This window comes from Aquimarina algicola, assembly GCF_006443095.1.
Classification (GTDB): Bacteria; Bacteroidota; Bacteroidia; order Flavobacteriales; family Flavobacteriaceae; genus Aquimarina; species Aquimarina algicola.
In genome coordinates this window covers 47,226-61,954 of the sequence record NZ_VFWZ01000001.1, presented here as the reverse complement: position 1 = coordinate 61,954, position 14,729 = coordinate 47,226, and the positions used below count along the sequence as shown (strand labels likewise).

The following is a 14,729-nucleotide window of genomic DNA, read 5'->3' as shown; positions in this document are numbered from 1 at the left end:
CGGCATCTTACTAGTTATGTTTTAGCTTCTTGTGCGACCCTGAATCGAGTTCAGGGTGACGTACATATCATATTTTAACATCCTCACACTTCATATTCTCACCTACTCAACTACTCACAATGTCTTCGACAAGCTCAGACTGACACTTCATTTCGTCATGCTGAACTCGATTCAGCATCTCACTAATTATGTTTTTAATTCTTATGCGATACTGAATCGAGTTCCTTTAGATTTGATTTTTATAAATTAAAAGCAGTTACCATACTATAATATATATGCACAACTTTCAAACAAATTATGATAAAACACTGCCAATAGTATATTTCAGAGACTTATTATTAAACTTTGGTCTCTTCTATTACCAATGTTTCCTCTGCATTTACAATATAATAGATAAACATGAAAGCGTTTGCACCACCACATAGAAAATCAGTACCCAACAATATACCCTTTGCGTAAGGATTTGCAGAAATTAATCTTAGGGGTTTAAACAATTCTGGTAGCATATAAGCCGTATTATGAAAAAATAAGAAAATAATATCACCATTACTTCCGTAATCATCATCAGAAGTTAGTTTACCGATCATAGATACAAGGCTAGTAATTTCAAAAGCCACAGCATATCCTGTCTCTGCCCAGTCAGAGCTGTAATTTGGCTTAACAGCAAATACCAGCTCCATGATCCAATGAGCTGCACCTAAGCTCCACGCTGTATAGTCTGCGGGGTAAACTGAAGAAGTATCCGTATACGTTGGGAACGTTAAACCTACCACTGAGATATCGAAGAATAGAATTGAAACTACAAGCGGTGTAGGTGTGATTAGTTCTTCTGGTTCTTGTAAAATTATGAGTTCATCAATAATAAAATCAAATCCTGCATAAAAAAGTGCAGCAACGGCAGCTCCAGAAGAGACGCCAATTATTATTTCTCTTTCATCACTTTCTGTCAATTTTTCTTGTACCAAGGGAACAATACCATTTTCTCTGAAAAAGATATTATCTCCATACCCGAGCGTCTGCATACTTAGTGTCATGGGTAAAGCAATAAGTAGTGAAGTAAAGTTCAATACCGTTAAATCTTCATCGTCTCCTACAATAAAATTCCAAAGATCTGTAATTCCGGGAGCATTGATAGGCTTCTCTATAATGGTAATTATGCTATCAATAAATTGGGGAATCAATCGAATGAGGTCGGTAATCAGTAAACGGCAAGCTTCCAGGGCAAAGTCAATAAACGACTTAAGCAAATCCAGTAATACCACCATACATGTTTGTAAGAATTCTTGTGGGGTATTCACCTTAGTTCTGAAGGCATACATAATAGCAGAAGCTTTTTCACTGGCCGCTTGAAAGATTTCATCATCAATTTGATCTTTTAGTTGAGTGAACAAATTCTCGAAGATGTGAATATATTTATCTATTTCACTGGCAATTGCTTCGAAGAAATCCTGTAAACTATCATTTCCTGCACTATCCTCTTGTAATTGAATCATTCTGGAAATCTTGGGGTGGAGATTTTCAAGATACGCTACTTCATTTCCCCCAAATCGTTTTAGCCTTTTATACTTTAAGTAAGATCGTTTATATTGGGCATACTCAGCCTGACCTGTGGGTACGCCTAGTTGATCATTAAAGTAATTCATTTGGTTGGTTACATTATCGCCACCTTCTCCGGTCAATGTTCTTGGATTATTATACTCTTGTGTAATGTCGTCCATATTGTAACCACCTATAGCACTTTCTGCTGTATTGAATGCTTGGTCAACGCTTTCTTCAACATTATCAATAAAGCTATTGACTTTGCCAATCCATGCTTCTTGATTAAAAGAAAAGTAGTCAAGTCCTTTTTTAAAATTATTGCTCATGCTAGTGCTCAAGTTTTTCTGACAGTTTAAAATATCTTGCCAGTTCAAAACCCAAGACAGCCATTGCACAACATCGATAATACTTTTTGCCACTTGTTTAAAGAAAGATTCAAGTACCATGAGCCCTTGCTCCATGGTATTAACAATAAAGCGAAAGATTTTTTCACCTGCTGTAATCACTACGTGGAATACTTTTTTAATTCCTTTTTGGACTCCTTCATCTTGGGGTTCCCAATGAAAGCTTTGAACTTGTTCGTCTGATTTAATGCAGTCATTTACAAAGGCCCTAAAACCATATATGTCCTCTTCAACATCTTCACGTGTAAGCGTTGGGGTTTCAACCAAGTAGTCATTGATCTGTTCCTCAAAGAGCTGATTAGCCTTCCGCCATTTTATTTTATCACGATCAGCATCATAGAGAATGTTCTGAGATGGCCCCCTCAAATCATCATTTACAATAACAAACTCCCCAGAGGTATACGTACTTTCATCAGATAGGTACGGTTGATCAATTATCAGAGAACCAGGATCGTTTGTACAGAGACAGTTATCTGTGTTGTCATCAGCAAAAGCACAATAATCCATGGTAAGGTTGGGTGTGTAAGTACCCGCGCTTAACACATCTTGTTTGATAGCGGCCCTTCTTCTTATTCTTTCTTCCTTTACGTTTTTTTGTTGCGCTTTTTCGCTTATTGATTTTACTGAGAATTCTTTTTTGTTTAAAGCGCTTACCTGAGCATCGTCATCCAGAATACTGCCACCCACGCTATTCGCTATCATTTGGGTAATGAGATCAGCATCATCCTGATTACGGAAGTCATCCTCGAACACGTAGCACTGTTCTGCATCTCCGTCTAAGCCAACATACGATTTTGCGTTTAAGACATCTTCTGTTGTTTGGTTTCTCAACACATCCACATTGCTTTGGTTAGCAAAAAAGGCCACACGAACATTGGGCAACATAAAGTCTGACCAAAAGTGTAATGCCGGGCAATACAAACTCGTGGCAGGAATTTTAAATGTAAACTTACCATCAAATTCTGGTTTTATTGCCACCTGTTCTTTTGGAGCAAGTGTAACCTCGCCTTGTCCTCCCTCAAACAAAGAGGAAATAATGGTGACCTGCTCTCCCATATTTTTTATGTACACTACATTGTTAATGGGCACACCATCATTACTTTGAAGACTAACGGTTACCGCATAGAAAGAATTATCGGTTGTTTTTGGCCGAATGGTATCAGATTTTGCATCACGCTCATACTCCTCTGCCAGCAGAGCAGAGTCAAAATAAAAATTCTTATCATATTGTTGCACCTGAATTAAATTAAGTCCCTGACTGTCATAAGAACTTGTTACGATATTCGGAGAAAAATTAGAAACGTAACAATTTGAATCAAGTGCAGCGCTTTGAATGATACTCGTATCTAAGTTAACAGAATACAACGTCTTACTGTCGTTACCTTGGCAAGTGTAGTGACCATTAACAATTTTTGGTATACTATACAACGAGTAAGGTGTGTGATCATCATTGGGATATATTGCAATGTATGCACTTAGGCAACACTCATTGATGTTATAGGTTTTACCATGGAAAGGTTTGTCTGAAGTTCCTGTGGTTTTACCGTTATCTGGAGATAAAGAAATGATTTCTCCATTATCTTTTATAATGTACAAAGCTCCTAACTGATTTGTAGTAGGAGCAAAATAATACCCTTTTTCATTGCACGTACTGTGATAGTCTGTGTTTATCCATGCCTCACTACCATCAGACAAATTAATTGCAAAAAGATCAATGTTTGCATCCCAATAATAAAGATGCAAGCCATCGTATGAAATGTACTTACTCCAAATTTGAGTGTTACTTGATTCGTGTGGTTTTTTATGCCATTTATTACTGAGCGAACCATCTGCATTGATAGTTGAAGCAATAATTTCTGTGTAGGTTCCGTTGTGCTCAGTGTACATAGCTGCAAAGATGACACTGTCATACACAATTGGTTTAACAATTCTTTTGATATCATGACTGGTATCGAAGCTGTGCGTGCTTTTGCTACCAGAAGCTATATCATAGATATGCCAATTTTTATCATAACTGGCGAAGTAAATATTTCCTTTGTAACACACTTCTTCACTGTATTTTGACCCTGGATCTAAATCAATGGCGTCTTCTTGTATAAAATCGCCTATATTAAGGTCATAGATATAGTAATATCTGTTGTTTATGGGGAAACAGATGTATTTAAACTCCTCATCAACAAAAGGGGAGCGATAAGCCTTTCCAGCATAAGGTATATTCTTAATTATTGCTCCTCCTGTATTCATATCAACAATTGTGATAGCTTGATTATTGCTACTATCATTTTTATCATACTGTATAGCAGCTATTAAGTGATCACAACGCATCCAATTGGTACAATAATAATTTGAACTCAACACATAATTAGCAGACCAAAGGTTCCCCATTCCCGAAAACGCATAATTGGAATCATCCAAAGTATGAGGAGTTCCTATTTCAATATCTGAGAAAGTAAAATTTACTTCTGGGACCTGAGTCCCTTCGAAGGCACCAAAACCAAATTTGGGCGTAAGTATTTGCTCTTGATCAATATCATGATACCGAACTATACCATCTTCAATTAACGCACTAGCATTAGAAAACACAATAATACAGATCTCATGTTGTATCCCATCGCCTATTCTAATAGAGCTTGTGCCTATTTGCTCATTGGCACTACTATAAAATCCTTGACCATCAAGATCAAAACTCAATTGTAAAAATTGTCCTGGTAGATAAATTGTTTGACTATAGTCATTTGACCGTGCAAAAGCATCTACTTGAAGTTTAAAGTTGATCTGAACACCTTGAATAGTTTGAATAGTAGGTAAAGATGCAAAAGTGGCGAAACCACCACTTTGCTGATGGGCAGAAAAATTTAATTCTTGAGCATTTAGACTTTTAATTAATACCTCATTTTTAGGAAAATTAATTTCCCATGGATCTGGTAAGTCTGTTGATTCTAGTGGTTGGAAAGGATAGTTCGCTATGCGGTTTGTCTGAATAGGAACATTCTGAATAGCTGTTCCATCAACACTAAACTCAAAATTCTGATTAATAGATAAGGTGATTCCTTGTCCATCATACCCAATCTCATTTTTATAAAAGGCGGATGATATTATCACCTTATCATCGTTTAAATATTTGACTTGCAAAACACCTTGAAAAGGAACTTGGATATTCACTGTGGCGTCCTGTGAAGAATTATTAGTTCCCTGATTTATAAGAATCCCATTTGCAACTATTGCACCTGATGTATTATTTTGAATAATAAGAGTATAGCTCATTGTTTTATATTTTTGTTCTGATTAATATTGTTTTAATGTTATGATATTCAGCGAATTAATTTTTATAAAATCCAGTGATTCCCCCAAACTAAAATATTAGCCGGAAACATCAAAGTCCTCTGGAAATAGGGGAAGTTATATATAACCTTAGTTTATCTAAAAACTAAAATTATCTGTCTGAGAATTACATGTTTGAAATTTCTTAAAGATAGGTATCTGAATGTATTCATTATTCATATTATAGGTTTTTAGAGAAATTGAAGTTATGTGTATGGAGTGCATCCTTAAGGATGTGCACTATACACCTTAAGCCTGTTACACAGGTTTCATTAAAGATATTAATAAAACTACCCTCTTGTACATTTAGGTTTTGTTAATTTTAAGTTATTTATATTTTTTTCGAATTCAAACTTATTGATATACTGATAACTCATTTTATTCTTCACAACATAATGAACTCACACCTTACCCCTTCACCTACTCAACTACTCACAATGTCTTCAACAAACCCAGACTAACAATACCTTTGTTTTTAAAACCTTTTGATTTTTAATATTCTAAATGCACAAAGGGCTATCATATTGACAACCCTTATGAATACTATCTGAACGTTTACCCATTTTGCAGGCAGCCCTTATGTAGTATGGCGCCCGCGGCGCGCGACACTCTACTAGTCGTTGGCGAGGGTGACCTACGTCCGGGCGAACCAAAACTACCTCTACGCGAGGGTCACCTATATCCGGGCGAACCAAAACCACCTCTGCGCGAGGGTCACTTATATCCGGGCGAACCAAAACTACCTCTACGCGAGGGTCACCTATGTCCGGGCGAACCCAAACCACCTCTGCGCGAGGGTCTCCTATATCCGAGCGCTATGTAATTATGTAATTGCTTACACTATAATAATACATATAACATTCTCCTAATCATTTGTTTAAAAATCATAAACAATTCTATAATACCCAGTGTGTAATTTTATAAAGTTTTTAACTAAAATCATCTTAAAACTTAACACAAGTCATGAATCAGTATTACCAAATTACCCTCAAGACAAAGCTTATCAATGCATTCTTTATTTTTTATTTATTCGCAGTTTCTCAGCATATAATTGCTCAAGAAAAGGATACAAAAAGTAAAGATCAAGAGCTTTTACAATTCGAACTCTCAACTGACAATTATTTTAATCATAAAATGAATCCAAAAGGAACTGGTAAGTCCTTTTTTAACTTCGGAGATATTTTGATAGCAAGAGCTGTACTGCCGGCAGCAACATTTTCTGAAGGACCTACCTCAGGACAATATATCAGCCAGGGATTGATCAATCAACAACGAGTTCCTTTTTTAAACAAACAGCCTGTACAAGGGTTTTCTGCTGTTCTTAATAATTTTGACAGTACTTTTACCGCATTATCAGATAATGGTTTTGGTAGCATCGAAAATTCTGCCGATTATCATCTAAGACTTTATAACATTAAACCTAACTTTAAAAGAGCTGTTGGTATTGGAGACGGATCAATAGAAGTACTAAACTTTATTGAATTAAGAGATCCAAACCGTTTAATTCCTTTTGCTATTACAAATCATTTTACAGATTCAAGAATTCTTACCGGTGCCGACTTTGATATAGAATCCATACAAAGAACTCCAAACGGAGAGTATTGGATTGGTGATGAATTTGGACCATTTTTACTTCACTTTGATAAAAATGGTGTGCTTCTTGATCCACCATTTGCGCTTCCTGATTTTGATAACCCAGAAAAAGAGCTTCGTGCTCCGCAAAACCCATTTAGTGAAGAATTTAGCGCTCTACGTATCATGAATGCTATGAGAGCACATGCTGCATCTTTTGGAAGCAAACCTCCGGTGATGTCTCCCTGGTTTGTAATGCTTGATGATAATAACGAAAACACTGTTGTAGGAAGCAGACAAAATCCAGCTACAGGATTACAGGAAGCATCTAGCGAAATTTTCAATGTATCATCTCTTAATCGAGCCGGGCATGACGTTGTTGTATATACTGTAAATGATCTGGAGAATATGAAGCTTCTGTTAGAGCTTGGTGTACAAGGTATTATTTCAGATCGTCCTGATTTGTTATTAGAAGCTGTACAAAGTTTTGATAAAAACAATGATGGTAAAGCAGACTTTTTGGATGAAGAAGGATTAATCGATGTAACATTATTCGATGCTCAAGGGCATAGAGGAGCAAGAAATCTAAGACCGGAAAATACAATCCCCTCTATGGAAGCTGCTTTGGATTACCTAATGCCTACTTTAGAATTTGATTGCGGAATTACCAGTGATGGAATACCGGTATTAGACCATGATCCACATATTGAGGCATCAAAAACCAGAAAGGCAGATGGTACTGCATATGAATTTGAAGATGAAGTTCTTGTAAAAGACCTTACTTTGCAAGACATCCAAAATACATTTATAGCGGATAAAATTTTGAATGGACGACCTGCACAAACCAATGACCTATCTTTATCTCCGGTTTCTGTTGCATTTGCTTCACAAAACGAATTCTTGAATCCATACATCATGCCATCACTACAGCAGGTATTTGATTTTGTATCATTTTATATTGAATACTACAAGAATGGTAATGGCAAGTCAGATCCTAATGCTAAAAAACGTTGGAAAAACGCTTCCAAAGTTCGCTTTAATATAGAAACCAAGATAAATCCTAGAACAGATCAGGATGATAGAGGAGATATTTTTGCAGAAAGAACTACAGATCCGGAAACATTTACCAAAGCGGTGGCAGAAGTTATCGTATCTAATAACCTTTCGGATCGTGCAGACATACAAAGTTTTGATTTTAGAACCTTACTAATCGCTCACAAGCTATATCCACAAATACGAACTGTTTGTTTGTTCGGAGACTTTCCAAAAGTTGGTACATCAGGAGATGGAACTAATCTTCAAGATCAAAATGGTAAGAATACACCTTGGTTAGCAGGGCTATTCTGGCCATATCGTAGTACTAAACTTGATACGCCATTTCGCGTAAAAGGAAGCGGAGGTTTTGAAGGGATGGCACTTACGACAGATACCTCTACATTACTTCCACTATTAGAAAAACCTTTAGAAGAATCAGAAAACAACAATTTACTTATTCATGAATTTGACATCAATAGCAAGTCTTATACTGGTAAAAAATTTGAATATCCTTTAAATGAAAGAGCTACCGCTATTGGAGACTTTGTAATGTTTAATAAAAAAAGAGGTGTAATTATAGAGCGTGATGGTTCACAAGGAGATGTAAATGGTTTTAAAGCTGTTTATGAAGTTGAACTTGATGAAGAACAACCATTAATAGAAAAAAGGTTAAATGTAGACTTGCTTGATATTGATGACATACGAGAAATTTCAAAACCCGGATTAGAAGGAGACATCGGGATAGGAAAAGAGTTTGCTTTTCCATTTGTTACTATAGAAAGTGTGGTGGTTTTTAATCCTTTTTTGATTGGGATTTTGAATGATAATAATTACCCTTTTAGCATTGGTCGCCATGTTGGTACAGGGTTACCAGATGATAATGAGTTTATTATGTTGTGGTTAGATCAACCTTTAGGAAGATTTTGGAGAAAAAACACAGATAGAAAACCAACAAAAACCGTAGAAAATACGATTAAAGTATATCCGAATACATTCAAAAAACAAGTTACATTTTCTAATCCTGCACAAAAAGTAAACAACATTTCTATCAATATTTACGATATAAAAGGAAACCTTATCAAAAAGCTTGTTGACAAACAGAGTGCTTATAAAGGTTTTGAATATACCTGGGATGGAACCAATACTAATGGTTCAGAAGTGCTTCAAGGTATGTATATAGCTGTTCTAGAAATTGACGGAAAATTTATCAAGAAAAAACTTTTGAAAAAATAAAGAATCAACAACCAACTTGAATTTTTACCAAAAACTTCAAATTATTAGAGCAAACCAAGCTAATAGCTATCAGTTATGATAGCTATTAGTTTTTATAATGGGTATGTTTTAATTCGTTTTGTACTGAGGTTAGTTTCTTGGATACAAGAATGATTTTTCTACTTCAAAATCAACAACCCCATCTTCTCTTACATCGTAAGTAATAAAAAGTTCTCCCCAATACACTCCATCGGTAAAATCAGCAATGATCCATTTATGATTCAATAGCCTAACTTTATTGATAGCCATATTTCCTTCCATTCCATCAAAAGGAATAATCGGATTGTCTTTTCCGGCTTTATTCTGACCAATAATTTGATCGCTTATGGTTAGAGCAAGTTTTTTAGGATCATATCCCATCTCCTCAAAGTAAGTTACAGCATCTTCATTACTTTCCAAAGAAAAATAAGTAAGATCCATATTAATATTAATCAGGGAATCAACTTCTTTTTCTTTTGTTTCAATTTGAGCCTTTAAACCTTCAATTTTATTATCATAAGACTCTTTTGCTTTTTTTGCATTCATAAACTGAAATAGTACAAATAAAGCCGTGAACATAAAGAGGTATAAAAAAATATTCTTCTTCATGGATTATATAGTTATTTTAAGATTATCGTATGCTATAGAAATATGATCAGGCAATTGTTTCTCTACTTCTTCATGAAACCCTAACATATGACTAATATGGGTGAGATATGCTTTTTCTGGTGCTATCTCTTCTATAAATGCAATCGCTTCTTCAAGATTAAAATGAGAATGGTGTGGTTCTATTCGCAAAGCGTTTACTACTAATACTTTTACTCCTTTTAATTTCAGCTTTTCTTTTTCTTCTACGGTTTTAACATCTGTTAGATATGCAAAATCTTTGAATCTAAATCCAAAAACCTGTAAACGATTATGAAATGTATTGATAGGAATCACATCAATATTACCAAGAGCAAAAGGCTCATTAATAATCTCATTTTCTATCACACTAGGAGCGCCGGGATATTTATTTTCTGAAGCAAAAATATAATCAAACCGTTTTTTTAAGGCTTCTAATACTCTTTTATGCGCATAAATAGGAATATCACCTTGTCTAAAAAAGAATGGTCTTATATCATCTAACCCCATAGTATGGTCAGCATGCTCATGAGTAAAAAGGACTCCATCGATTCTATCCACATGATTTGATAACATTTGTTGTCTAAAATCAGGGCCACAGTCAATCACAAATTGATAGTTATCCCATGAAATCAAAACCGAAACTCGTAATCGTTTATCTTTTGGATCATCACTCAAACAAACGGGATGTGTACTCCCTATGATCGGAATACCTTGTGATGTACCAGTCCCTAAAAATGTTACTATCATATGCTATTGATAAACTAGAGCAAATGTACTTATATTTTTTTGGTCAAAAATCACATCATGAGTCTAAATATTAAACTCCATGATAAAATCTCTATAAATTTTTTACTCAGGCTTTTTTAATATTTCAGGTATTGTTACCTTTACATTAAACAAAAAAAGCCCTTTTTACTATGCCTATAACAATAATGGGAGATAAGGAATTTGAATCGGTTCCTTCTATAAAGAGTAAAGCATTACGCATCAATCTTAATCAAAATATCTACGGTACCTTTGCAGAAATCGGTGCCGGACAAGAAACCGTTAGAAACTTTTTTAGAGCGGGCGGTGCATCTGGTACAATTGCAAAAGCCATGAGTGCTTATGACAAAGATTTTAGTGATGCGATATACGGTATAGAGGATGATAAAAGATATGTTACCGAAGCGAGATTAAAAAAAATGCTTAAGCATGAAGTTAATCTTGTAGAACAAAGAATTTCTAGAGATAAACATCCAAATAAATTATTTTTTAGCTACGCAAATACAGTTGCTACAATTGATTTTGCAAAAAAATACAAAGGACACGGTTGGGTTGGTATTCGATATCAGACCAGGCCTGATGAAGAATATAATGAAATCATATTACACATTCGTTTTCATGAAAATGATGCCCGATTACAACAAATTACATTGGGAATATTAGGTGTTAATCTGATTTATGGAGCATATTATAAATATGATAATCCTAAAAAATTATTACGCTATCTGTATGATCACCTTGACAAAGATCAGATAGAAATTGATACCATTAACTTTTCTGGACCTAGGTTTACCAAAGTTGATAATCGTTTGATGAGTTTACAGCTTGTAAAAAATGGAATGACAGAAGCCGTAATGTTCGGCCCAGATGGAAATAATATTTTACCTGCTGCTATTTTATACAAGAAAAACATTTTGGCACTACGTGGTAGTTTTAGACCTGTGACCAAAGTTAATATGGATATCTACAAAAAATCACTCAATATGTTTTTGAGTGAAAATAAAGTAAGTAAAGACAAGACCGTAGTTATTTTTGAAATTACCTTATCAAACCTCAGAGCAGAAGGAGAAATTGATGAAGAAGACTTTATGGCTCGAGCAAGATTACTTTGCTCATTAGGGCAAACGGTAATGATCTCAAACTTTAAAGAATACTACAGAGTCGTTGAATACTTCTCTAATTATACCAAAGAGCGAATGGCTCTTGCAATGGGAGTAAACAACCTAGTTGATATTTTTGACGAAAAATACTATCGTCATCTAAGTGGTGGTATCCTTGAAGCATTTGGTAAGTTATTCTTTAAAGATTTAAAAGTATACTTGTACCCCTTGCATCATCATGAAACAGGCGAAGTTACTAATAGTGATAACTTAAAAGTTCACCCTCGTATGAAAGAACTCTATAAGTTCTTTAAATACAATGGCAAATTGCAGGATATTACAGACTACGATGATTCTATTATGGATATTTTCTCGAGAGAAGTCTTACAAAAAATTCAAAGAGAAGAATCCGGCTGGGAAGATCAGTTACCAGAACTTATCCCTGAAATGATCAAAGCAAACAACTTTTTTGGATATAAATCTAAAGAACAGAAAGAGATAATTAAGTAACAATTATTTAATCAAACAACAAAAAGCTGCATTTTCATGCAGCTTTTATTTTTATAAACTAATCTCTTAAAGTGATTAACAGGCTTGTAAAATATAATCCCCTGGTTCTCCTGTACATGGACACTGAGGATCTTCATCACAATTACCAAAAGCTCCTCCTCCAGAGATGAATGACTGTGAATTTTTACCTAATTTTTTAATCCCATTTAATTTTAAAAGGTCTTGTAACATAATTTGTGAGTTAAAACATTAATATTCACCGACTATTTATAGACATTCGGATACTATGTCTTTATTTGGCTAGATTTGATAATAATTACCAAATCATTGCAAACTGGTAGATCTACGATAATTAATGTCTCAATCAAAGTATATGTTACCTTAAATATATATCAAAAAAATGTTAAAAAATTACATTATAAGATCTGAGCAGCGTGATCTTTTGTTTTTACCTTAGCAATTACCTCAGATAGTATTCCTTGTTCGTCAATGACAAAAGTTGTACGATGGATTCCATCATACTCTTTTCCCATAAATTTTTTAGGTCCCCATACTCCAAAGGCTTCAATTACCTTTTTATCCTCGTCTGCCAAAAGAGGATACGGTAACTCATATTTGTTTTTAAAGTTCTGTTGCCGTTTTGCACTATCAGCACTTACTCCAAGAATTTCATACCCTTGTGATTGAAAAGATTGATAATTATCTTTTAGATTGCAGGCTTCTGCTGTACAACCCGGTGTACTTGCCTTTGGGTAAAAGAAAACAACAAGTTTTTTTCCTTTATAATCCCCTAGTGTAATTGTATTTCCGTCTTGATCTAGTGCCGAAAAATTTGGAGCTGCATCTCCAGCTTTTAATGTTGTCATTATAATTTGATTTATGGTATTTATTTTTGTTTAAAGATTTTGAATAAAAATAAAACAAAAAATAACACTTATTGATAGTTTTATCATAATTTTAAATCTAGAGTCACTCAAAACAAATTTTATTATTAAGTACTTTAGCATAAAATAACGCTTCATAATATGACCAAAAAAGAAAAGATAGCATTTACTATCAAAACTCTTCAGGAACTATATCCAAAAATACCTATCCCATTAGATCATAAAGACCCTTACACTTTACTTATAGCTGTATTAATGAGTGCACAAAGTACAGATGTAAGAGTCAATCAGATTACTCCTCTACTATTCGATAGAGCTGATAATCCATTTGCAATGGTAAGGTTATCTGTAGATGAGATTAGAGAAATTATAAAACCTGTAGGATTAAGTCCGATGAAGTCTAAAGGAATTCATGGATTATCAGAAATTTTAATCGAAAAATATAATGGTGAGGTTCCTCAAAGTTTTGAAGCCCTGGAAGAATTACCTGCAGTTGGACATAAAACAGCAAGCGTAGTGATGTCCCAAGCTTTTGGAGTACCTGCATTTCCTGTAGATACACATATACATCGGTTAATGTATCGCTGGGGCTTTAGTAATGGCAAAAATGTAAATCAAACTGAAAAAGACGCCAAACGTTTATTTCCCAAAGAATTATGGAATGATTTACATCTTCAAATCATTTGGTATGGGCGAGAATATTCTCCCGCTCGAGGTTGGGATTTGGATAAAGATATTATCACAAAAACAATTGGAAGAAAAACAGTTATAGCAGAGTATCAAAAAAGTAAGAAATCAACAAAAAAGTAGATTCATTCATTTTATTTGATGAAAAGAAGGAGTTATCAAAGAAAAATTGATTTTGAGATACAAAATTAATCAAAAGGTACTTCTGTACCTTTTAATTTACCTTTTCTGTATATTTAGCCCATGAGAGCAATTCATATTGAAGATAATCAGGCAGCCAGAAACAACCTTTTTGAAATCATTGAAGAGTTTTGCCCTGATGTGGATTACATAGGTGCTGCTACCAATGTAAAAGAAGGAATACAACTGATTCATGATAGCTATCCTGATCTAATATTTCTGGATATTGAGATGCCGGATGGTACTGGATTCGACGTATTAAAAAAAACACCTGATATCAATATACAGATCATATTTGTCTCTTCTCATGAAAAATACGCCTTAAGAGCTATTAAATGTAGTGCTTTGGATTATATACTTAAACCTATTGATCCAGAAGATTTGCAACAAGCAGTGCATAAGGCAAAATCTGAATTTGAAAGTCATAAAACACAGAAAAAAGTAAAAACATTGCTTCATAACCTAAGTGAAGTACAAAAAAATCAAGAAAAGTTGGTATTAAAAGACAAGTATGGACTTCAAATAGTATCTATAACAGACATTATACATCTTGAAGCAAATGGAAGTTATACCAAATTCTTTATTAATGATCAAGATCCTATTTTGGTTTCTAAAGGATTGAAAGACTATGAAAACATATTACCTCCTGATCAGTTTTTTAGATGTCATCAATCTCATCTTATTAATCTTGATTATTTATTACGATTTGACAAAAGAGAAGGTGATTATCTGATCTTAAAGGACAAGAACAAAGTACCTCTGGCTACCAGGAAAAAAGAACGATTACTTAAAATTATTAATACTTAGGACAAAAAAGTTTATTGATTAAATGTAAACAAAAAAGACCTACTTTT

Annotated in this window: 9 protein-coding genes; 4 read left to right on the top strand and 5 right to left on the bottom strand. The window is 34.3% G+C overall.

Annotation, left to right across the window (positions count from 1 at the left end; genetic code table 11):
* Positions 1-338: 338 nt before the first annotated feature.
* Complete coding sequence (locus FHK87_RS00220; RefSeq protein WP_140588383.1) at positions 339-5,207, bottom strand: hypothetical protein; 4,869 nt, start codon at positions 5,205-5,207, stop codon at positions 339-341.
* Between the two features lie 1,020 nt (positions 5,208-6,227).
* On the opposite strand from FHK87_RS00220, the gene FHK87_RS00215 reads away from it, so the two are divergent.
* Entirely contained in the window at positions 6,228-9,104 is a 2,877-nt protein-coding gene (locus FHK87_RS00215; RefSeq protein ID WP_140588381.1) for an esterase-like activity of phytase family protein, read from the top strand.
* A 129-nt stretch (positions 9,105-9,233) separates the two neighbouring features.
* On the opposite strand, the gene FHK87_RS00210 is transcribed toward FHK87_RS00215, so the two are convergent.
* A complete protein-coding gene (locus tag FHK87_RS00210; protein ID WP_140588378.1) occupies positions 9,234-9,731 on the bottom strand; it encodes a hypothetical protein in 498 nt (165 codons plus the stop codon).
* A 3-nt stretch (positions 9,732-9,734) separates the two neighbouring features.
* Positions 9,735-10,496 (bottom strand): MBL fold metallo-hydrolase, encoded by a 762-nt coding sequence (locus tag FHK87_RS00205; RefSeq protein WP_140588375.1) that lies wholly within the window; start codon positions 10,494-10,496, stop codon positions 9,735-9,737.
* Between the two features lie 170 nt (positions 10,497-10,666).
* Between FHK87_RS00205 and FHK87_RS00200 the strand changes: the two genes are divergently transcribed.
* Complete coding sequence (locus FHK87_RS00200; protein ID WP_140588373.1) at positions 10,667-12,124, top strand: TonB-dependent receptor; 1,458 nt, start codon at positions 10,667-10,669, stop codon at positions 12,122-12,124.
* 75 nt (positions 12,125-12,199) lie between these two features.
* Here the strand turns inward: FHK87_RS00200 and FHK87_RS25980 are convergent, their stop codons facing one another.
* Entirely contained in the window at positions 12,200-12,355 is a 156-nt protein-coding gene (locus FHK87_RS25980; protein WP_226293943.1) for a hypothetical protein, read from the bottom strand.
* A gap of 185 nt (positions 12,356-12,540) precedes the next feature.
* On the bottom strand, positions 12,541-12,990 hold the full coding sequence (bcp, locus tag FHK87_RS00195) for a thioredoxin-dependent thiol peroxidase (RefSeq protein WP_140588370.1): 450 nt from the start codon (positions 12,988-12,990) through the stop codon (positions 12,541-12,543).
* A 159-nt stretch (positions 12,991-13,149) separates the two neighbouring features.
* Here bcp and FHK87_RS00190 point away from each other — a divergent pair, with 159 nt between their 5' ends.
* Both FHK87_RS00190 and FHK87_RS00185 read left to right on the top strand, forming a co-directional pair.
* Entirely contained in the window at positions 13,150-13,818 is a 669-nt protein-coding gene (locus FHK87_RS00190) for an endonuclease III domain-containing protein (RefSeq protein ID WP_140588368.1), read from the top strand.
* A gap of 120 nt (positions 13,819-13,938) precedes the next feature.
* Positions 13,939-14,682: a LytR/AlgR family response regulator transcription factor gene (locus FHK87_RS00185; RefSeq protein WP_140588366.1), complete on the top strand. Its 744-nt coding sequence runs from the start codon at positions 13,939-13,941 to the stop codon at positions 14,680-14,682.
* The last annotated feature ends 47 nt before the right edge of the window (positions 14,683-14,729 follow it).